Source organism: Glaciihabitans tibetensis (genome assembly GCF_003003265.1).
In the GTDB taxonomy this organism is placed as follows: Bacteria; Actinomycetota; Actinomycetes; order Actinomycetales; family Microbacteriaceae; genus Glaciihabitans; species Glaciihabitans tibetensis.
Genome location: NZ_PVTL01000004.1, coordinates 81,075 through 99,488 on the forward strand (window position 1 = coordinate 81,075; position 18,414 = coordinate 99,488).

The window sequence follows — 18,414 nt, forward strand, 5'->3', positions numbered from 1 at the left end:
GATGCCCCTGACATCCGCCGCGTGACATCCTCGCGCACGATATTGCGCGCCTAGGGACCGACGCCCAGACTTGTTAGGTGCCAAACCTTACGACCGACCCGATGAAGCGCAGCTATCTCATGTCCCGGATACGAGCGGAGAATACCCGCGCCGAGCTCATCGTGTTTGCAGCGATGAAATCCGCGGGCATCACCTATCAATCGCACTACAAAAGGGCGCCCGGCACGCCAGATCTCGCCAAGCCCCGCAAGAAGCTCGCGCTATTCATCGACGGTGATTTCTGGCACGGGAGAGAGCTCGACCGAGTGGTTGAAACGCACGGGGACGCGAGCAAATGGGCGCAAAAACTCCGACGTAACATGCAACGTGATGCTGATCAGAATGCGCAACTCGCTGTTCTTGGGTGGGCCGTGATGCGGGTCTGGGACAGCGACATCCGTCGCGTGAGTACCCGCGCAGCCACGCTTTCGTCCATTGAGTTCTTCCTGCACTCACGGGACTGACCATGCAGGTCCCCCCCCGGCGTGTCCGATCACTTCAACTTCTGCTCCGACGGCGGATGGGGTCATGACAGTTGAAGGATTTACTGCCGTGCCATACAGGCCTTCCGTGAGCCCAGGATTGGAAGACAGGAATCACTAATGGCCATGTATCACGCAATCTCAAAACAGTTGCGCTTTCCTCACGCTCTCCACTAGTTTGAAGCAACGCCATTCAACGAAAGGAGCCTCGCGTGATTACGAACAGAAATGCATCCGTACTTCCCACCGCCGCCGGCTTCGTCGGCGTCTTCTCCGCCTGATCAGCCGGTAGTCACTCACCGGTCCAGTCGGTGGTGACGCTTTCGAAGCTCGACCAGGCAGCATCCGCAGGTCTCTGCGTTCGCCTGCCGTAGGTCTACCACCTCAGTCGTGCCGCGTACTCGCGCGTCACGCTTGGCCGCCCCTGCGGCCACCTCTATTCGGCGAGCCCGCACGCTTCTTCGGCGTGCCCGGATTCGCCACCACTCTTCGGTTCACATAAGGAATCCACCATCATGAAAACCCCTCTGGCGACCGCGCCAGTACTGCACGCCCATCCCCCTCAACCTGTCCACACCCCTCAGCCTCACCCGGTTCGCCGGGTTGGTCTGCTCGACCGGGCCGCACTACACCTCGGTGTCGCGCTGATCCGGTGGGGCCGCCGACCCACTCGCGCCGAGCGACGCACGCGAGCGACCCTCAGCCCGGAGGCGCAGAACGCCCGCCGGCAGCTGGAGGAGCTGCGCAACCAGCACGAATCGATGATGATGACCCGCTTCCGATGACGTATCGCAAGCTGGTGGTCGGAAATGTCCCTGTCACACGAGATGTGTCAGGCTTTGACCACCAGATTCATGCAGCACGGCGTTTGTCGCACCCGATTCATCCCGATCGAGGAGTTCCATGAGCATCGTCAGCTTCACCCCATCACCAAGCCAATACAGCTTCACGTTCGGCGGCGTCGCGCCGGTGATGCGGGTGAAGCCCGGAACCATTCTGAGCCTGTTCACCGAGGACGCCTACTGCGGCCGCATCACCTCGCGCAACGACCACGCCAGCAGCTCCCTGGTGGCCCACGAGCTCAACCCGCAGACCGGTCCCTTCTATATAGAGGGAGCAGAACCGGGCGACACCCTCGCGGTGCACATCGTCGATCTCACTCCGGCGCGCAGCTGGGGTGCTTCGGCGCTGATTCCCTTCTTCGGTGGGTTGAGTAGCACGCCGCAGAGCCCGAGCCTGCAGCATCCGCTCGACGAACGCACCTACATCTACGAGTACGACTCCGCCAACCACACCGTGGGCTTCGCGGCCCAGGGCAGCGACTTCACCGTGGCTCTGCCGGCCAACCCGATGCTGGGAACCGTCGGCGTCGCCCCGGCGGCGAATGAGGTGCGCACCTCGCTGGTTCCCGAGCGGTTCGGCGGCAACATGGACACCCCCGAGATGCGGGCCGGCTCCACCTGCTACCTCGGCGTCAACGTCGAGGGCGCGCTGCTGTCGCTCGGCGACGGGCACTACCGGCAGGGCGAGGGCGAGTCGTGCGGCACCGCGGTCGAGGGCGCGATGAACGTCACCATCATCGTGGACCTGATCAAGGGCGGCGGCCCGGGCTGGCCGCGCATCGAGAGTGACACCCACCTTTCGTCCATCGGGTCGGGACGTCCGCTCGAGGAGGCGTGGCGTGCGGGGCAGGTCGACATGATCGATTGGATGTCGGAACTCCACGGCCTCGATCGCCTCGACTCGTACCAGCTGCTCAGCCAGATCTCCGAGGTGCCGATCGCGAACGTGGTCGACACCAACTACAGCGCCGTCACCAAAATCGACAAGCGCCTACTGCCCGTCTCCCCCGCGTTCGGCGGGATGCACGCGCACCTCAGCAACACCGCCGCCACGCTCGGCACGATTACCTACTAACTCGCACTAGAACTAGAACTGGAGAACCACCCGATGGACCTTGGCCTCACCAACAAGATCGTGCTCGTCACCGGCGGAACCCGCGGAATCGGCCGCGCCATCGTGGAGGGCTTCCTCGCCGAGGGCGCGACGGTCGCGTTCTGCGCGCGTGACGGGGTCGCCGCCCACGAGCTGGCCGAGGAACTCTCCGTCGACGGCCGCGTCGCGGTGGGATCGAAGGTGGATGTCGGGGACGCCGAAGCCCTAGCCCTCTGGGTAGACGCAACCGCAGAAGCCCTCGGCGGCATCGACGTAGTGGTGGCCAACGTGAGCGCGCTCGCGATTCCCGAGAACCCCGACAATTGGCGCACCTCCTTCGACGTCGACCTGATGGGAACCGTGGGGCTCGCCACCGCCGCGCTCCCCTACCTGGCGACGAGCGACGCTGGAGCGATCGTCACGATTTCCAGCGTCTCAGGGCGGGAGATCGACTTCACGGTCGGCCCGTACGGCACCATGAAGGCCGCGATCATTCACTACACGCAGGGCCTGGCCTACCAGCTCGCGTCGAAGGGCATCCGCGCGAACACCGTCAGCCCCGGCAACACCTACTTCGAGGGCGGCGTCTGGCAGTCGATCGAGGCGAACAACCCACAGCTCTTCGCGGAGTCGCTCGCGCTCAATCCGACCGGACGGATGGCTCGTCCGGACGAGATCGCCAACGCCGTAGTATTCCTGGCGAGCTCGGCGGCCAGCTTTGTCACCGGTACGAACCTTGTTGTGGATGGTGCGCTTACGCGCGGGGTGCAGCTGTAGCGAACTTTTTGGGCGCCGAAGATAGCGGCGCCGTAGTTGCCGAGCATCCGTCTTCGTAGGCCCTCTAACAAACTCCACTTGCCCGATGGCCGCCCGCTACCGGGGTGGGCTTTCGTGAGTCGCATCCCTGGGTGGGCGAAGCAGCAAGTGCCATCAAAAAGTTCTGGCAGACGCGGTCGAAGGCTTGGCCGAGACGACCTGACGTCTTGAGTCAATTAGCCGTTAGGGAATGATGAGCATATGAACGTTTCCCCCGAGCTACTTGGACGACTAAACCTCAAGCGCGCAGTCGAGTTAGAACTGACAACATTCAATCGGCTAATGCCGCGCAGGCCCGATCGTATTGCGCTTTCGGCGCACGCCGACGATGTCGGCCGTCAGTTTCGGACTAAGTATGGCAAGGGGCAATACGGTGATTTGGCGGAGATCATATTCGTTGACAAAAACCGAAAGGGGCAACGCCCCATCAGCGAATTGACCTTGCGGGACAAGGTCTTGTATCGCGCGCTCGTCGAACTGATCGCTGAGTCCTTACCGACGCGCCTCGTCACACGGACGCCACACGAGGAATTCAGAAAGTCCCCCTTGAATGTTGAGGGAGTGCAGTACGTCAGCAAGACTGACGTTGCGTCTTTCTACGAGTACGTGGATCATGACAGACTCTCGGATGAATTAGAGGCTCAGACAGGGGAAGCACCGGCAATCGCCGCGTTAATGAAGCTCTTGTTTCGGGTAATGGGCCGTCGAGTCGGCCTCCCGCAGATCCACCGAGCGAGTGACATATTAGGCGATACGTACATTGATTTAGTTCGGCGGCGCATGCGCCGTGCTGGCTATCAAGTGACCACCTATTCGGACGATTTCCGCATCGCGTCACCATCACTTGGTCACGCCCGGGAGGCGCTCGAGACTTGCGCACGCGAGGTCCGGTCACTTGGCCTCATTCTCAATGAAGCGAAGACCTTCACCTACACCGCCCCACATTACGCTAGGTCGCTCAATGCGTTCACGGAGGCAGAAGAGCGATTGTTCGATGAGAGCAATGTTCCCGCTGAGGACTGGGGTCTCTTGTTTCTAGATGACTACGCAGACGACAACGATGAGGATGCGACGGACACGCCACTGACCCTGGCTGCCTCCGTCGCACAGCCCATCTTTGAGGAAGAAGTGTTGACATCCCAGCCGCCGGATGAAGCCACCAACCTTGACGACGCACAAAGCCGCGCTGCGCGGAAAGCATGGGAAATCTGGTTAGACGAAGACGAGTCCGACGAGAAGCAGTCCACTATCGAGGCCGCCATCACAGAGACGCTCCTCAGGCGAGCTCTTCCCATCCTGGGCCGTTCTGGCGAAGAGCAGCCCGTAGCCTACCTTTCACAACTGCTGCGTTTTGAGCCAGCTCTCACTCCTCACATCAGCACCTATATCACCGAACTCGCGGCCACCGGCCCCGCAGCGAGAACGAAGCTTCGCCTCCAGCTGGACGAAATAGTCAAGAAACAGGACATCAGCTTGTGGCAGAAGATTTGGCTAGCGGAAGCGGCCGGGAGCATTCGCCCAGGTTCTAATGAGCACGCACATTACGCGTGGTTACGAGAGTGTGTGTCCGACGCGAGTCCGGCACTCGCAGCGACGGCGGCAGCGGCACTTGGCAGGCTGCGTCGAGGCGACGTGGGCAAGCTCACGGCCGCACTGGACCAGACCGGGCCCGCATGGCGCTCGCTGATGTTGTGGGGGATTGGCCGGGCTGAGCTTGAAACGGCCCAATCGATTGCCGATGACCAGATTGAGCGCATACTCCTGAGAACGCTCGAACCGTGAGCCTGCCAACGGTCCTTGGAACGCGAGCGGAAGCCGCTTGCCGCCTTCTGAATCAGACGCTTGGACTCCACAGGGTTCAGGTCACTTCGACCCAAGGAGCAAACGCACCGGCTCGATTAGCACCGCCGCATTTTGATGGTGCGCAGGTCCAACACCAAGCAACATTCTTACGGATGATCTCCATCACCGAAGCCTTCTGTGTCGATAGACTCCTCGATTTGGCGGAAGTCGAGGTCTCGCCAACAGGCAATTTCATCCGCGGCCTCATCTGGGACAAGGCATCAAGTTCAGCGGTGAGCACATGGCCGACGATTCAGGAATCGTATAAGACTTGGTATGGAATAAAGCCGAACTGGACCCCACTCAATCACCTGATTGAGGTTCGCAACGCCATTGCTCACGGGCTCGGTCAGCTAACCAGACTCCAGCGCGCCAAGCGCCAATCAACAATCACAAAGATCGGCCTCGCCAATATTCACCTCATTGGCGATCGCGTAGTTCTCGAGGACGCGAATATACAGGACGTCAAAATAGCCTGCGTAAATTTAATCACCGAGGTCGACGGGCTCGTCCAAGCAAAGACGGGCGATAGCAGTTAGAGGTGCGGCTCTACGGTCAACAGCGATCATCGAGAAGCGGCAGCTTCGGTGCCTGCCGCACAATTTACTCAGAACGCCTCCTGCATCCCGCAACTCTGGCGGGATCCGGGCCGAGGTCACCCGCCTGTCCCCCGTCAAATGGACTACCTTTCTGCAAACAATACGCGTATCAGCGTCCGGATGAACCATCTTGATAGTGTTCGATGGAAGAAGCGCGACAAAGATGGTCGGTATGGCATTATTCGGCGTAGCAGAGGCTACAGGCTGGTCCCGAATGACGTTTATCCCGGTGCAAAAGAAGAAGCTGACCGGCTCGCCACTTTCCTGGAGGAAGTAGCGGTCCCGGACGGTCTGCACGGCCGGGGTGTCGCCGAACTCATCCATCGCTCGGACGAAGGGTCCTTTGACTTCTCCGGGCAGGAGGGGCGCGATGGCGAGGTGGACGCGGGCGGCAGCGACATCCACCTCGCAACTCAATGGTGAGTAGCAACAAACCAGGGTCTCGGAAACGTCGTGTTGCCGCAACCGTCGACTAAGGCGTAGTGGAACTCAACATCCACCTAAGCGTGGGATCTTCGCTATCGCGCCTCAGGACTCCGAGGGCTCCATGGGCAGTTCGGCTCCGTAGTTCCACGACAGGATGGCAGGCTGCTCGCGGTAGTAGCTGAGCACGGAGACTGATCCAGCATCCAGCGTGATTTGAGCACCGAATCGCGGGGCCAGTCTCAGGTACACGGCGGTCAGGATGCGCAGGAAATGGCCGTGCGCAATCAGGGCAACATCTCCCTTCTCCATCGCAGGCAGCACCCGCGTGAGCACCCGCGATGCACGGGCGGCTACCTCCTCGACCGTCTCGCCGGGAGTGTCACCACGAATCACTCCGTGGGTAAATGCGCTCCAGTTGTAGCCGAGCTCGCTGCGGATGTCGCGCGTCGTGCGCCCCTCGTACCCGCCGTAGTCCCACTCAACGAGAAACGGGTCGACCTCGGCGTCAAGGCCCGCGAGCTCAGCCGTTTGCCGCGCACGCAGCAGGGGCGAGGTCAGCACGAGTGAGAAGTCGTAATCGGCTACTAGCTTGCCTGCGCCGCGGGCGAGGTCCTCGCCCCGAGCAGTAAGGGGTATATCCGTGAGCCCGGTGTGTTTGCCACTCTTCGACCACTCCGTCTCTCCATGACGCAAGAGAATCAGCTTGCCTGACGGGTTGTCCGGAGCGGGGTGGCTGGGCAGCGGGTCGTTTGAGAACATATGGCAACAGTAGTATTTCCGGACGATTGTGCGATCCGATCACGCGACATCCGGCCTCGCCAGCGCTGCTGCATCCGCGTAGCTTGGACCTACCGCAAGTGCGAACGAGGAGGTTCTCATGGCCGAGCTCTCATTCATTCAGCCGTGTCTGTGGTTCAACGATCAGGCCCGCGAGGCGATGGAGTACTACGTCAGCGTGTTCCCGAACTCCGAAATCCTGTCGATTGACGAGTATCCCGATGAGTCACTGGACGAGCATTTCGTTGGGATGGCCGGAAAAGTGGTGAACGGCCAGTTCCGACTGAACGGCGTGGACTTCGTCTGTCTCGACGGCGGGCCGGACTTCACCTTCACCGAGGCGATTTCATTCGTCGTCTCGTGCAGGGACCAGGAGGAAATAGACCGCTACTGGTCACAGCTCTCGCACGTCCCCGAGTCGGAGCAGTGTGGATGGTGCAAGGACCGGTTCGGCCTCAGCTGGCAGATCATCCCTGCGAACATGGGCGACTTGATCCGTCGCCCGGAGCAGATACAGGTGATGATGCGGCAGAAAAAGATCATAATTGCCGAGCTCGAGAACGCTTGATCCCTGAGAAACGAACCTCAGTTCTCGAAGGGGAGGTAGTACTTCTTGGCCTGCCGACCTGCCGGGACAGACGCCTTGTCGGGAGTTGTGGCGAACGCGATCTTCCCCGTCGCGGTGTGGTCGAGGCCATACGACTGCAGCGTCCGCACGAACTCCTCGAAAAACAGCTCCGACGCGAAGCTTTGCAGCACGTCGATCGTGATGTGCTCCCCCGCCGACAGCATGTTCAGGATGAGTCCGTGGTTGCCGCTGCTGTACAGGTGCACCGACTCGACGTACCGTGCGGCGTCGCCGAAGTTGAGCTGACCGAGGTAGCTGATCACGAAGGTGTCGATGCGCAGGTTGTCGAAGAACGACAGCATCTGCTTCTTCTCGGCGAGGGTCTTCAGCTGGTCGAGTTTGTTGCTCATTCCGATCTAAATGTTCGCGGCGTTTCGGATCGCATCCGGTGCTCTGCATACCAGAATCGCGGGCGTCGCGTTGTTCGCTTTCGCGACCGCCAGGAACTGCTCGCGACCGATGGTGATCTCGGAGCGGTAGTAGGCGTCGACGGGGTCGGAGTGTTCCGGAAGGACGTACCCGTCTTTGATTACCTGCGGGAGCGGAGCGTTGCCGACTTCGTAGGGTGACTGGGCGAAGGGTTCATCCGTCTCACCTTCGAGAAGCGGCTCGCCCGCAAGCCTGACGCCCGTCGAATCGAGAACCGCTTTGTACCGCAGCGAGGATGCTGTTGTCGGTGTAGGTGACGTCAATGAGGTGGTAGTTCACCTCGATGCCGCCGAGGGCGCGCAACTTCGCGGTCTTTGCGAAGGCGACCGGCAGCAGGTTGTCAGCGATGTAGAAGTCGCCGTCCTTCTCGACGAGCTTGCTGCCCAGGTACGGGTAGCGCAGCATCGCTTTCTCGAGCGCCCGCCGCAGCAGGTCGCCGCGCACCTTGTCCTTCATGCGCACGTCGAGGACGGTGCTGCGGAGTCCGCCGTTCCTGTAGAGATACGCCTGGCCTGACCGGATCTTTTTCACGAGTGTTCCTCTTCCCGCACGAGTGTTCTTCGAGCTGAGACGAGTCTTGTACTGCGCCGCCAATCGCGAATCGTCCAGCCGGACCGCGTTCGACTACTGCATTCGGAGTAGTTCGAGATGCCGCGACCGAGGCGAACAACGAGGATCGAGAAGGATTGACACCTCACTCCGACGCGGAGACACTCGGAGGTGGAGTCCGTCAGGGAGGACAAATGCAACTGGCATCGGCCCCGAGAGTACATGCCGAAACGCGCTCGGAGTGGCGTGAATGGTTGCTCGCCAACCACAACACCCAGTCCGCGGTGTGGCTTGTCTCGTGGAAGAAGGCCACCGGTCGCCCCGCTCTTACCTATGACGAAGCGGTGTCCGAGGCGCTGGCGGTGGGGTGGGTTGATAGCAAACCGCAGAAACTCGACGACGAACGAACGCTTCTGTACTTCTCCGTCCGCAAACCCGGCAGCGCGTGGTCCCGCCCGAACAAGAACCGGATCGATCAACTCCGGCGGGAGGGTCTGATGACTGAAGCTGGAGAGTTGGCTGTCGCGCGTGCCATCGACAACGGCTCGTGGTTTGCGTTAGACGAAGTCGAGGATCTCGTTGTGCCCCACGACCTCGACGATGCGTTCGACCACAATCCACCGGCGCGCTCCAACTGGAACGGGTTCCCTCGCTCAGCGCGTCGAGGAATTCTGGAGTGGATCGTGCAGGCCAAACGCCCGGCAACCCGGGAGGCACGGATCGCTGAAACCGCGCGGCTGGCGGCCCTGAACCAACGAGCAAACCAGTGGCGGCGAACGCCGTAGTCAATCGGCGACAAACCGCCCGCCCCATGTCAAACTTGAGCAATGGTACGCAGCGCGTTTTCCCATCTCGAACTCGACGTCTCGTCGCCCGCCCAGCTGATCCTTTCGGTCGCGGTTGCCGGCAGTGGACACCACGAAACCCTGACCGTCATCCAGAACGGTTCTCCGCTGGAGGTTTCCGAGGTCACCGACCAGCACGGCACACGCCTGCACCTGGTGAAGGCCGAAGCGGGCCGGGTGGTCGTCGATTACACCGTGCAGGTGGATGCCGCGCTCGCCACGGCCGAGATCGATGAACTCGACGAACTCCGCTACATCCGTCCCAGCCGTTACTGCGAGTCGGACACCCTCGGACCCACCGCGCGCAACCAGTTCCGCGGGCTCACCGGTCGCGACCTGCTCGCGGCCGTCAGCTCGTGGGTCGGATCCCAGCTGTTCTACGTGCCCGGCTCCAGCGCCCCGACCGATGGCGCCGTCGCCACGATGCTCGCCCGCCAGGGCGTCTGCCGGGACTACGCACACCTCGTTGTCGCCCTGCTGCGCGCACTCGACGTGCCGGCCCGCCTGGTCTCTGTCTATGCACCGGGGCTCTATCCGATGGACTTTCACGCGGTCGCCGAGGCCTTCGTCGACGGCGATTGGCATGTGGTGGATGCCACAACGCTTGCACCGCGTCAATCGCTCATGCGCATCGCTACCGGACGAGACGCCTCCGACACCGCGTTTCTGTCCACCCGAGGTGGCGCGGTCTCCATCCACAAGATGGAGGTCGGCGCGGTCGTCGACGAACTCCCCCGCGACGACGTGAACCTGATGGTGAAGCTGGCGTAACCAGCAACAATCCGGATCAATAAGTGGGATAACCTCACCACTATGGAATCCCCCGCAGTCACGAAATCAGGCGCCTTCGCTCGTCGGACTCTGCTCGCGCTCACCGGTGTCGTCACGGCGACCCTGCTCCTCGCCGGATGCGCTGCAGGGTCGAACGATGCCGCAGGTTCGTCCAGCGAACCTTCTGTGGCGGTGACGGCGACCGCGCCCCCTGCGTTGGATGCTCCGCCCGAAAGCGAGGAGCACGCGCTCGAGTCTGCCGAGGCCAAGCTCGCCGAATACTTCGTGGTACTCAACACGATTCTGGGCGAGGGCGGGGTGTCGCCGGAACGGATCAACCAGGTCGCGGTCTCCCCGCAACTCGAACTCTTCATGGACGGCGCGAAAAACATTTCGGACAACAAAATGGTGATGACCGGCGATGCGATCAGTACGGTGACGGCGAGTTCCATCTCAGACGGGGTCGAGGGCGATACCGCTGTTCCCTTCGGGACTGCGACGATCACCACCTGCTTCGACGGCTCGCCGCGCACGATGACGTTCCCCGACGGCAGCCCCGCGCCGCGGCCCCAATTTCCTCGCACTCTGTCGACGTTCACCATCAACTACCTTCCGAGCATGGGCGACTGGTTTATCTCCGATCAGAAGAGCGACAACGAACCGTGCTGACCGCGCGGACGCGGTAGCGTCGCCTCAGTGATGGTGAAGCTCTCGTAACCAGCGAAAAGGCAGGCGAACGTCGAGCAATAGACTTGAGGTTCCGTGCCTCCCGCTAACTCCGCTCTGACACCAGACTCCGCCCCCAGCTTTCGTCGGGTCGCAATAGCTCTCTTCGCGGCGGGCTTCGCGGTGTTCGCGCAGATCTTTGGCGCGCAGGCGATGCTGCCGGCCATCAGCGATGACTTCGACCTCGGGGCTTCTGCTGCCGCGCTGACGGTGTCTGCAGCAACACTCGGCGTCGCTGCATCCGTTCTCATCTGGGCGTGGATTGCCGATCGTATCGGCCGGGTGCAGGCGATGAAGATCAGCATCGTCACCGCCACGGCCATCGCCTTCGTGGTGCCGATACTGCCCACGTTCGAGACGATGATCATCGCCCGCGTCGCGCTCGGAGTCGCCCTGGGAGCTGTGCCCGCCGTGAGCGTCGCGTACCTCGCGGAGGGGCTCGCCGCGTCCCGCGTCGCGGTCGCCGCGGGCATCTTCGTCTCGGGCAACACCTTCGGCGGCATCACCGGCCGGCTGCTCGGTGGGCCTCTGTCGGAGATTGTCGGATGGCGCACGGCAATGCTCGTGATCGCCGGGCTCTCTGTTATCGCGGCGATCACGTTCCTTGTCCTGATCCCCCGCACTCGACGCCCCGCTGGCGGGGACACGTCGCCGTATCCCATGCGCACGCGCATCCTGTTCCAGCTGCGCGACCCGGTGATGCTCGGGCTGTACGCGCAGGGGTTCTTCCTGATGGGTTCGTTCGGTGCGATCTACAACTATCTGGGGTACCGCCTCGAGTTGCCGCCCTACGAGGTTCCGGCCACTCTCGTCGGGCTGCTGTTCACCGCCTACCTGTTCGGCACGGCCGCGAGCCGCTTCGCGGGCGGCCGCGTCGCCCGGTTTGGCGCCCTCCGCGTCATTCTGGCGGGCATCACCCTGATGCTCGTGGGCCTTGCGCTCCTTCTCAGTCCGACCCTGATCGGCGTGATCGCGGGGCTCGTCATCTTTACGGTCGGCTGCTTTACGGCGCACCCGGTCGCCAGCGGCCAGTCCGGCGTGCGCGCCCAGCTCGGCCGGTCGCAGGCCACCGCGCTCTACCAACTGTCGTGGCTCGGCGGCACCGCGCTCTTCGGCTGGCTCGCGGGGGTGGTGTTCGACGAGTTCGGCTGGCCGTGGACGGTGGCGTTCGTGGCGGTGCTGGGCGTGCTGGCGGCGCTATTCGCCGCCCTCGGGCTACGCGTGTTTGCCGACCGCCGACCCGTTGTGCCTGCGCGCTAGACGCGGCGGGCGAGGGTGGGATAGTCGACCACGAGACCGTGGGCGTCTACTGACAGGCTGGCATCGAAATCCCGACTGAAGCTCTGATATCGAACATGGGTGCGGTCACCTCGGGCACCCGACGAATAGAGCTGATCGCTGCGCAAAACTCGCAGCGAGGGCATCTCTACCCAGGCCATTACGAGGTGTGTCTCGTCCACATCGCGGTTGAGGAGATCGAGTCGGCGGATCGGCATGGTGTTCGTCACGGGGCAGAGGCCCAGGTCGCAGTCGACCGCGCCGGCCACGCTTCCGGGATCAGCAAGCCCCGGTAGCGGCAGATCGGCGTCACCCCAGGCGGTCGACTGCGCGGCCCACTCACCGGTCGCGGATCGGGTGAGTTCCAACGAGCGCGCCCATCCGAAGCCGCGCGTGGTCACGCGAAGGGCACGGGTGACCCAGCCGATACCGACATCCAGCTCCCAACTGGACGAAACGTCCTGAGCGACGGCACCTCCAATGGCGCGCATCGATGTCTGGCCCAGCTCGACAGAGGCATGGTCAACGCGGGTGGGATCGTCGACTCCGGACCACGTGAGTAGGTGGTGTGTCACCGGTCCAGTTTCGCCTGTCCGGCGCTCGGAAGATACGGCGTCTCGCAAGATACGGCGTCGTGCGGCCTATTCCTCGACCCCCCGCGACGACGTGAACCTCACGGTGAACCTCGCCTGATGCTGTCGCACGGGTTCGCGCACGCGGCTAGTTGGTCCCGGTGTTGTGGATGCCGCGCTCGCCACGGCCGAGATCGATGAACTCGACGAACTCCGCTATATCCGTCCCAGCCGGTACTGCGAGTCGGACACCCTCGGACCTACCGCCCGCAACCAGTTCCGCGGTCTCACCGGCCGCGACCTGCTCGCGGCAGTCAGCTCCTGGGTCGGATCCCAGTTGTTTTACGTGCCCGGCTCCAGCGCCCCGACCGATGGCGCAGTCGCAACCATGCTCGCCCGCCAGGGTGTCTGCCGCGACTACGCGCACCTCGTCGTCGCCCTGCTGCGCGCACTCGACGTGCCGGCCCGCCTGGTCTCCGTCTATGCGCCCGGGCTCTACCCGATGGACTTCCACGCGGTCGCCGAGGCCTTCGTCGACGGCGATTGGCATGTGGTGGATGCCACAACGCTTGCACCCCGTCAATCGCTCATGCGCATCGCTACCGGACGAGACGCCTCCGACACCGCGTTTCTGTCCACCCGAGGTGGCGCGGTCTCCATCCACAAGATGGAGGTCGGCGCGGTCGTCGACGAACTCCCCCGCGACGACGTGAACCTGATGGTGAAGCTCGCGTGAGGTACTTTCTTCCGACCTTCATAGCCAGTGATGACTGCGTGCGCTCCTGATAGGGAATCACGTGCAGTTACTGACCTGCGGGCGGCAGAACATCAGCGCAAGGAATCAGGGTGGACGTCGCCCGACCCAGTGAACATGACGACTTTCAGATCTAAGCCAGCACCTGGATGAGACGCCTCGCATCCCAAGGGATTTAAGACGCTAGCCTCGCGCTAAACATGTTCGGATGGTATTTCGCGCAATACTCGAACGTCCCAGGCTTTCAGTTCGAGGGTGGATCCAGCCCGGAGAACTATACGGTCGCCCGCTACCTCTCTTTCTGCGAGCAGATCTTCACAATCGACGGGGATGACGAGCGTCGTTGGGTGCCATGAGTAGTTGTGCACGTATCGAACCGGTCGCCGTGATCTGGCAGGCCCCTGGTCTGTCGGCCGAGCGGCGCCCGTCACGGTCACCGATCCCCAGGTGCCATGCTCTGGCAACCATGCGTCGCTGAGTGCGTTCGGAACGGCCCAGCGCAGAATGGCGCTTCCGAACGTTGGGTCAGGCTGTGTCCCCACCACGGTGATGCGCCCATCGCCGTGGGAGCGCGTGGTCACGGCCGGGGAAGCTCCGAAATGCGGGTGGTCGTATTTGGCAAGAACTTGAGTTCCTTCTTCCACCCGTAATGCATCAACCCACAAGCGCGCCGACGATCCATCAGGGATGTCAAGGCCATTCGATCCACGTACCGGCACGGTGTCGGCGTTGGAAAACTCGTCATATGTCACCCCCGCAGCCTGAGACAAGTGCGCTGGCTGCGCATCCGTGCGAGGACGCGCCTCCGTGTCGGCAACACCGGATCGGATGCCCAATACAAGGTGTCCGCCCGCCGCCGCGTAGTCGCGAAGCCACACCAGCTGCTCGTCAGTGGCAATGTAAAAACCCGGAACGACCAGGACGGGAAGTTCGGTGGCGATGTCTCTCGGGGTCCGCGCGAAGAGGTGGCGGGGTTGCATCACCCTGGTCTGGAGGCGGGCGTCAAACGCGGCACGGTACCAGCCATCGACAATGCGCTCGTAAGAGCGGGGATCCGGCGTTGAGAGACCGAGCGGGGGCTGGAATGCCATGGCCCATTTCGAGTCGGTCGAGTACAGGATTCCCAAGTCGGCTTCAGGCACGAGCTGGGTGACATCCTCGCCCGCACGTGAGAACTCCTCGCCGATCACCGAAATTTCGCTGTAGATTCGACCGGGCTCATTGGTATGGGGCAGTACCCCTCCCCAATATGTTTCCGCGCCAAAAGGAAGCGTATTCCAGTGCCAGTATTCGATCGCCTGTGCACCTCGCGACACGAGCGCCCACGCGGCCTGCCTGAGCTGGCCCCGGTAGGGCGGCTCATTCAAGCTGGATCCCCAGATGGAGGATGCTCCCGTCTCCGTCACCAGGAACGGTGCCTGCTTGCTGGACCACATGCGGTCGGCGGTGCGGTAAAGCGCCCAGGTTCCCGTCGTGTACCACGACTGTTCGACGTCGAGATCCGCGGTATCTGGCACCGCGAGGTGGTGCTGCATGCGGTAGTACGGATTTCCGGACGTGACGTCGAGAACAGCGCTCAGGGAGTCATCGCGCAGTGCCGGGCGATCGTAAGAGATGCAGGTGGTTATGAACTGGTTCGGGTGAGCCAGTTCCCGCACTACCTCTGTCTGCCACGTGATGAGTTCTGTCGTCAGCCGCGCCTGGAACCGGCGCCAGGCGAGGTCGTACTGTGGTTGCGAGTTGTTGTCTGGTGTCCAGAGATCGGCCCAAGTGGACAGCCGATGGGACCAGTACGTGAGACCCCACTCGGCGTTGATTCGCTCAACCGTCCCGTATTGCTGGCGTAGCTCGTCAACGAACCTCTGGAAGACGTCGTGGTTGTGGAAAAGCTCATTGCCCGGTTCGTTGTCGACTTGGAAACCGATGACCGCAGGATGATCGGCGTATCGCTGGACGACCTTTCGGATGACCCGCTCCGCGTGGAACCGAAATGTCGGATGGCTGAAATTAACCTCTTGCCTAGTGCCCCACCCGATTCGCTGACCGGATTTGCGTTCGCCTGCAATTTCTGGGTATTTGCGGGCGAGCCACATCGGCACCGCGTATGTCGGAGTGCCAAGGATGACGTGGATGCCGCGCGCATGTGCCCCATCGAGCACCGGCTGCAGCCACTCGAGGTCGAAGACGCCGTCTTCCGGCTCCCAAGTCGACCACACCGACTCGCCAACCCGGATGAGATCGAAGCCCGCTTTGACCATGAGGTCGAGATCGGCGTCGAGGTTGGGAGTGCGCTGGTACTCAAGGTAGTACGCGGCTCCGAAATGGACACGCTGAGGAGCAGGTGCGTTCATAAATGTTTTTCCTGACTGCGAGGTGAGTATGGTCGTGCCGCCGTGTGCAGGTGTCGGGAACGTCCTGCGGAGCAGTGTGGCTCAGCGAATGGGCGCGCCGGTGGTGGTGCGCACGACAAGCTGCGTGGGCACAGCAAATCGGCGCGTTTCTAGTGGGCGTCCCTCGATAACATCGAGCAATCTCGACATTCCCTCATGGGCAATCTTGTCGAAGTCTTGTCGGATCGTGGTGAGTGGCGCATGCAGGTAGGCAGCAAGCGGGATGTCGTCAATCCCGATGACGCTGACGTCCTGGGGTACCGTGCGCCCGGATACCTCAATGGCGTGAATAGCCCCAATGGCCATATCGTCATTGGCCGAGAGAATTGCGGTGACCCCCGTCGAAGCGAGCCGCTCTCCTGCGGCGAAACCCGATGCCGCACTCCAGTCGCCCCTCAGCGGTTCTGGTATTTGCAGACCAGCCTCTGTGAGGGCATCTCGCCATCCGAGGATCCTGTTCTGGCTCGTTGCCCACCCCTGAGGGCCGGCAATGTGCGAGATCGAGCGGTGGCCGAGTTCGATGAGGTGTTCTGTGGCCTGACGTGCGCCGGAGCGGTCGTCGGCACCGACCATGATCCAGTCGGTATCGACTGCGGCGTTCATGTCGAGGGAAAGAACCGGAATCCCGTTTGTTGGAAGGTCGTCGGGCCGAAGATCATCGGCAGGTTCGGAAACAACGATTCCATCCACACCCCGTCCGATGAGATCGTCGAAGGCAACGCGAACGCTTCCGGGTGTTCCGTCGCGCGTGTGCACGACCGCGATTGTGTATCCCGCGTTCCGGGCAGCTCGTTCGACGCCGACCGCCATCGCGCTCGGACCGAATAATGCACTGCCGGTGTACACAAAGCCGATCGTTCTGGTGCGCGCCGAGGCGAGAGCCCGCGCTGCCGAGTTGGGCCGGAAGTTCAGTATTGCAATGGCGGCCAACACCTTCGCCTGCACTTCCGATGACACATGCGGTTCGCCATTCACCACGCGAGAAACGGTTTTTTGAGAGACACCGGAGAGTTTCGCAACGTCCACCATCGCAGCCGGTCGTGCGTTTGCTGCTCTTTTAGAGGGTTGTGGCATGACGTCTCATTCTCTCTCGGTAAGGACCTGCGACGCATTTTACGGTTCTCGAAGGCCAACAACTGCCAGCGTGACGGTCTCACGAACGGACAGCACCCGTGCGACCGTCAACGCTGGCGTTGCGATTAGCCTCCGTTGACGGTGAAGCCCTGGTTGTTGCCGTAGCTCACGATCGCATCCTGCCAGCTCGCCAGTCCTTCAGTCAGGGGCTGGTCGCTGGTGTAGGACTTCCCCAGGTTGTCGTTGAAGATCGAGACGGCATAGGCCTGGAACGGGAGGTACTGCCAGCCGGAGGAAACAGAGGTGGCAGCAGCTGCAAGCACCTCGTTGACCTTTTGACCACCAAAGTAGGGGAATTCCTTCCCGGTGAACTCGGGTGATTCAATGTCGGCCACGGTCGCGGGGAAGGTCCCCGCCTCTAGACGCACACCCACGCCGTCGCCAGAGTTCGAGAATTCTGTGAACCCGTAGGCCAGTGCCTGCTGTGCGCTGGCTTCCGTCACCACGAGGGCGCTGCCGCCGTTTTCCGCGTTCGTGTCGTCACCCGCGGTGTACTGGGGCATCGGCGCCGCTCTCCAGTTCCCAGCCGCTTCCGGCACTCCGCTTTCCAGGTTCACCGGCATCCACGCGCCGATGAGGAGTGTGTTGATGGTGCCATCACCGAGAGCCTTATACCACTCGTCCGACCATGTCACGACGGGTGCTACCAGGTCTTCATCGAGCATCGGCTGCCACATCTCGGCAAACTTATTCGAGCCGTCGTCTCCGAGGTCGACCGTGACGTCGGTCCCCTCGCTCTGGAATGGGCGGCCGTCGGCCTGCCAGATCATGCTCTGCACGAAGCCAGCATCTCCGGCATCTCCGACCATGTACTTGCTCGGGTCCGCAGTATGGAGGGTCCGTGCGGCTTCAACGTATTGTTCCCATGTCTCGGGAACAGCGATGCCGTTCTCCTCGAAGACAGTGGCGTTGTAGAACATCGCCATGGGACCGGAGTCAAGCGGGAGTCCGTACACGCCGTCGTCGATTGCGACCGATCCCCATGTGCCAGGTGTGTAGCTGTCCTCGAGGTCAGCAGCTCCGAATGGCGTGAGGTCGGCAAGATCTTCGGTGAGGGCGAATTGCGGTACGGCCGAGTACTCCATGTGCACGACATCGGGGATGCCAGAGCCAGCTTGGATCGCGTTCTGCAACGCGGTGTAGGCGTCTGTGCCCGTGCCCACGTTGGCCAGTTCGACATTGACGTTCGGGTAGGCCTCTTCGAAAGCCTCAATCATGGGCGGCAGGGTTGCGTCCCATCCCCACACAAGGAGGTCGCCCCCCTGTTCAAGAGCCGCGGCGACGTCGGTTTCCGTTTCGCCACCCCCGTTGCCTCCGTTGTCGGATGAACTGCAGGCTCCGAGCGTCAGGGCGAGTGCTACTGCTGCGGCACTGCCCGCGAGTGCGCGGCGCCGGTTGAATATGCGGATCATTTGTCTCTCA

At 62.3% G+C, this 18,414-nt stretch carries 20 protein-coding genes and 1 pseudogene; 13 read left to right on the forward strand and 8 right to left on the reverse strand.

Annotation, left to right across the window (positions count from 1 at the left end; genetic code table 11):
• Positions 1 to 101 precede the first annotated feature (101 nt).
• The 7 genes from B0I08_RS08475 (at position 102) to B0I08_RS08500 (ending at position 6,136) form a co-directional block, all read left to right on the forward strand.
• Positions 102 to 503: a very short patch repair endonuclease gene (locus B0I08_RS08475; RefSeq protein WP_106211802.1), complete on the forward strand. Its 402-nt coding sequence runs from the start codon at positions 102 to 104 to the stop codon at positions 501 to 503.
• 533 nt (positions 504 to 1,036) lie between these two features.
• Positions 1,037 to 1,306, forward strand: coding sequence for a hypothetical protein (locus B0I08_RS17570; RefSeq protein ID WP_146134366.1), 270 nt, complete (start codon positions 1,037 to 1,039; stop codon positions 1,304 to 1,306).
• Positions 1,307 to 1,424: 118 nt separating this feature from the next.
• Complete coding sequence (locus B0I08_RS08480) at positions 1,425 to 2,438, forward strand: acetamidase/formamidase family protein (protein ID WP_106211804.1); 1,014 nt, start codon at positions 1,425 to 1,427, stop codon at positions 2,436 to 2,438.
• A 33-nt stretch (positions 2,439 to 2,471) separates the two neighbouring features.
• Positions 2,472 to 3,233 carry an SDR family NAD(P)-dependent oxidoreductase gene (locus tag B0I08_RS08485; protein ID WP_106211806.1) on the forward strand — a complete coding sequence of 254 codons (762 nt, stop codon included), beginning with the start codon at positions 2,472 to 2,474 and terminating at the stop codon, positions 3,231 to 3,233.
• A gap of 240 nt (positions 3,234 to 3,473) precedes the next feature.
• On the forward strand, positions 3,474 to 5,054 hold the full coding sequence (locus B0I08_RS08490) for an RNA-directed DNA polymerase (protein ID WP_106211808.1): 1,581 nt from the start codon (positions 3,474 to 3,476) through the stop codon (positions 5,052 to 5,054).
• 173 nt (positions 5,055 to 5,227) lie between these two features.
• Positions 5,228 to 5,653 (forward strand): hypothetical protein, encoded by a 426-nt coding sequence (locus tag B0I08_RS08495; RefSeq protein WP_106211810.1) that lies wholly within the window; start codon positions 5,228 to 5,230, stop codon positions 5,651 to 5,653.
• 180 nt (positions 5,654 to 5,833) lie between these two features.
• Positions 5,834 to 6,136, forward strand: coding sequence for a hypothetical protein (locus B0I08_RS08500; protein ID WP_146134367.1), 303 nt, complete (start codon positions 5,834 to 5,836; stop codon positions 6,134 to 6,136).
• Between the two features lie 105 nt (positions 6,137 to 6,241).
• Here the strand turns inward: B0I08_RS08500 and B0I08_RS08505 are convergent, their stop codons facing one another.
• A complete protein-coding gene (locus B0I08_RS08505) occupies positions 6,242 to 6,898 on the reverse strand; it encodes a histidine phosphatase family protein (protein ID WP_106211814.1) in 657 nt (218 codons plus the stop codon).
• A 118-nt stretch (positions 6,899 to 7,016) separates the two neighbouring features.
• Here B0I08_RS08505 and B0I08_RS08510 point away from each other — a divergent pair, with 118 nt between their 5' ends.
• Positions 7,017 to 7,484, forward strand: coding sequence for a VOC family protein (locus tag B0I08_RS08510; RefSeq protein ID WP_106211816.1), 468 nt, complete (start codon positions 7,017 to 7,019; stop codon positions 7,482 to 7,484).
• Positions 7,485 to 7,501: 17 nt separating this feature from the next.
• Here the strand turns inward: B0I08_RS08510 and B0I08_RS08515 are convergent, their stop codons facing one another.
• From B0I08_RS08515 to B0I08_RS08520, 3 genes are read right to left on the reverse strand one after another with little or no spacing between them, the layout of a single operon-like run.
• Positions 7,502 to 7,894 carry a hypothetical protein gene (locus tag B0I08_RS08515; RefSeq protein ID WP_106211818.1) on the reverse strand — a complete coding sequence of 131 codons (393 nt, stop codon included), beginning with the start codon at positions 7,892 to 7,894 and terminating at the stop codon, positions 7,502 to 7,504.
• 6 nt (positions 7,895 to 7,900) lie between these two features.
• Positions 7,901 to 8,236 (reverse strand): hypothetical protein, encoded by a 336-nt coding sequence (locus tag B0I08_RS17575; protein WP_146134368.1) that lies wholly within the window; start codon positions 8,234 to 8,236, stop codon positions 7,901 to 7,903.
• Positions 8,136 to 8,504, reverse strand: coding sequence for a hypothetical protein (locus B0I08_RS08520; RefSeq protein ID WP_106211820.1), 369 nt, complete (start codon positions 8,502 to 8,504; stop codon positions 8,136 to 8,138). Before B0I08_RS08520 ends, B0I08_RS17575 begins: the two co-directional genes overlap by 101 nt.
• A 212-nt stretch (positions 8,505 to 8,716) precedes the next feature.
• Here B0I08_RS08520 and B0I08_RS08525 point away from each other — a divergent pair, with 212 nt between their 5' ends.
• The 4 genes from B0I08_RS08525 (at position 8,717) to B0I08_RS08540 (ending at position 12,124) form a co-directional block, all read left to right on the forward strand.
• The gene (locus B0I08_RS08525; protein WP_106211822.1) at positions 8,717 to 9,307 is read left to right on the forward strand and encodes a YdeI/OmpD-associated family protein; all 591 of its coding nucleotides are present in this window, start codon (positions 8,717 to 8,719) and stop codon (positions 9,305 to 9,307) included.
• A 42-nt stretch (positions 9,308 to 9,349) separates the two neighbouring features.
• On the forward strand, positions 9,350 to 10,138 hold the full coding sequence (locus B0I08_RS08530) for a transglutaminase-like domain-containing protein (protein WP_106211824.1): 789 nt from the start codon (positions 9,350 to 9,352) through the stop codon (positions 10,136 to 10,138).
• A gap of 42 nt (positions 10,139 to 10,180) precedes the next feature.
• Positions 10,181 to 10,807 carry a hypothetical protein gene (locus B0I08_RS08535; protein ID WP_106211826.1) on the forward strand — a complete coding sequence of 209 codons (627 nt, stop codon included), beginning with the start codon at positions 10,181 to 10,183 and terminating at the stop codon, positions 10,805 to 10,807.
• Positions 10,808 to 10,900: 93 nt separating this feature from the next.
• Positions 10,901 to 12,124, forward strand: coding sequence for an MFS transporter (locus B0I08_RS08540; protein WP_106211828.1), 1,224 nt, complete (start codon positions 10,901 to 10,903; stop codon positions 12,122 to 12,124).
• On the opposite strand, the gene B0I08_RS08545 is transcribed toward B0I08_RS08540, so the two are convergent.
• Positions 12,121 to 12,717 carry a putative glycolipid-binding domain-containing protein gene (locus B0I08_RS08545; RefSeq protein WP_106211830.1) on the reverse strand — a complete coding sequence of 199 codons (597 nt, stop codon included), beginning with the start codon at positions 12,715 to 12,717 and terminating at the stop codon, positions 12,121 to 12,123. The genes B0I08_RS08540 and B0I08_RS08545 overlap by 4 nt on opposite strands.
• 184 nt (positions 12,718 to 12,901) lie before the next feature.
• On the opposite strand from B0I08_RS08545, the pseudogene B0I08_RS08550 reads away from it, so the two are divergent.
• A pseudogene (locus B0I08_RS08550) lies at positions 12,902 to 13,450 on the forward strand (transglutaminase-like domain-containing protein); the annotation flags it as partial.
• A 212-nt stretch (positions 13,451 to 13,662) separates the two neighbouring features.
• On the opposite strand, the gene B0I08_RS08555 reads toward B0I08_RS08550, so the two are convergent.
• The 3 genes from B0I08_RS08555 to B0I08_RS08565 all read right to left on the reverse strand — a co-directional run bounded on the left by B0I08_RS08555 (position 13,663) and on the right by B0I08_RS08565 (position 18,404).
• On the reverse strand, positions 13,663 to 15,819 hold the full coding sequence (locus B0I08_RS08555; protein WP_106211834.1) for a beta-galactosidase: 2,157 nt from the start codon (positions 15,817 to 15,819) through the stop codon (positions 13,663 to 13,665).
• Positions 15,820 to 15,900: 81 nt separating this feature from the next.
• On the reverse strand, positions 15,901 to 16,932 hold the full coding sequence (locus B0I08_RS08560; protein WP_106211836.1) for a LacI family DNA-binding transcriptional regulator: 1,032 nt from the start codon (positions 16,930 to 16,932) through the stop codon (positions 15,901 to 15,903).
• 125 nt (positions 16,933 to 17,057) lie between these two features.
• Positions 17,058 to 18,404: an extracellular solute-binding protein gene (locus tag B0I08_RS08565; protein WP_106211838.1), complete on the reverse strand. Its 1,347-nt coding sequence runs from the start codon at positions 18,402 to 18,404 to the stop codon at positions 17,058 to 17,060.
• Positions 18,405 to 18,414 lie beyond the last annotated feature (10 nt).

What these genes read in the sequence shown, in the direction of transcription:
- B0I08_RS08495 (WP_106211810.1), top strand. Translation starts at nt 5,228, where the DNA reads ATGATCTCCATCACCGAAGCCTTCTGTGTCGATAGACTCCTCGATTTG.
- B0I08_RS17570 (WP_146134366.1), top strand. Translation starts at nt 1,037, where the DNA reads ATGAAAACCCCTCTGGCGACCGCGCCAGTACTGCACGCCCATCCCCCT.
- B0I08_RS08490 (WP_106211808.1), top strand. Translation starts at nt 3,474, where the DNA reads ATGAACGTTTCCCCCGAGCTACTTGGACGACTAAACCTCAAGCGCGCA.
- B0I08_RS08475 (WP_106211802.1), top strand. Translation starts at nt 102, where the DNA reads ATGAAGCGCAGCTATCTCATGTCCCGGATACGAGCGGAGAATACCCGC.
- B0I08_RS08560 (WP_106211836.1), bottom strand. Translation starts at nt 16,932, where the DNA reads ATGCCACAACCCTCTAAAAGAGCAGCAAACGCACGACCGGCTGCGATG.
- B0I08_RS08500 (WP_146134367.1), top strand. Translation starts at nt 5,834, where the DNA reads ATGAACCATCTTGATAGTGTTCGATGGAAGAAGCGCGACAAAGATGGT.
- B0I08_RS08485 (WP_106211806.1), top strand. Translation starts at nt 2,472, where the DNA reads ATGGACCTTGGCCTCACCAACAAGATCGTGCTCGTCACCGGCGGAACC.
- B0I08_RS08505 (WP_106211814.1), bottom strand. Translation starts at nt 6,898, where the DNA reads ATGTTCTCAAACGACCCGCTGCCCAGCCACCCCGCTCCGGACAACCCG.
- B0I08_RS08530 (WP_106211824.1), top strand. Translation starts at nt 9,350, where the DNA reads ATGGTACGCAGCGCGTTTTCCCATCTCGAACTCGACGTCTCGTCGCCC.
- B0I08_RS08480 (WP_106211804.1), top strand. Translation starts at nt 1,425, where the DNA reads ATGAGCATCGTCAGCTTCACCCCATCACCAAGCCAATACAGCTTCACG.
- B0I08_RS08510 (WP_106211816.1), top strand. Translation starts at nt 7,017, where the DNA reads ATGGCCGAGCTCTCATTCATTCAGCCGTGTCTGTGGTTCAACGATCAG.
- B0I08_RS08555 (WP_106211834.1), bottom strand. Translation starts at nt 15,819, where the DNA reads ATGAACGCACCTGCTCCTCAGCGTGTCCATTTCGGAGCCGCGTACTAC.
- B0I08_RS08535 (WP_106211826.1), top strand. Translation starts at nt 10,181, where the DNA reads ATGGAATCCCCCGCAGTCACGAAATCAGGCGCCTTCGCTCGTCGGACT.
- B0I08_RS08565 (WP_106211838.1), bottom strand. Translation starts at nt 18,404, where the DNA reads ATGATCCGCATATTCAACCGGCGCCGCGCACTCGCGGGCAGTGCCGCA.
- B0I08_RS08515 (WP_106211818.1), bottom strand. Translation starts at nt 7,894, where the DNA reads ATGAGCAACAAACTCGACCAGCTGAAGACCCTCGCCGAGAAGAAGCAG.
- B0I08_RS08525 (WP_106211822.1), top strand. Translation starts at nt 8,717, where the DNA reads ATGCAACTGGCATCGGCCCCGAGAGTACATGCCGAAACGCGCTCGGAG.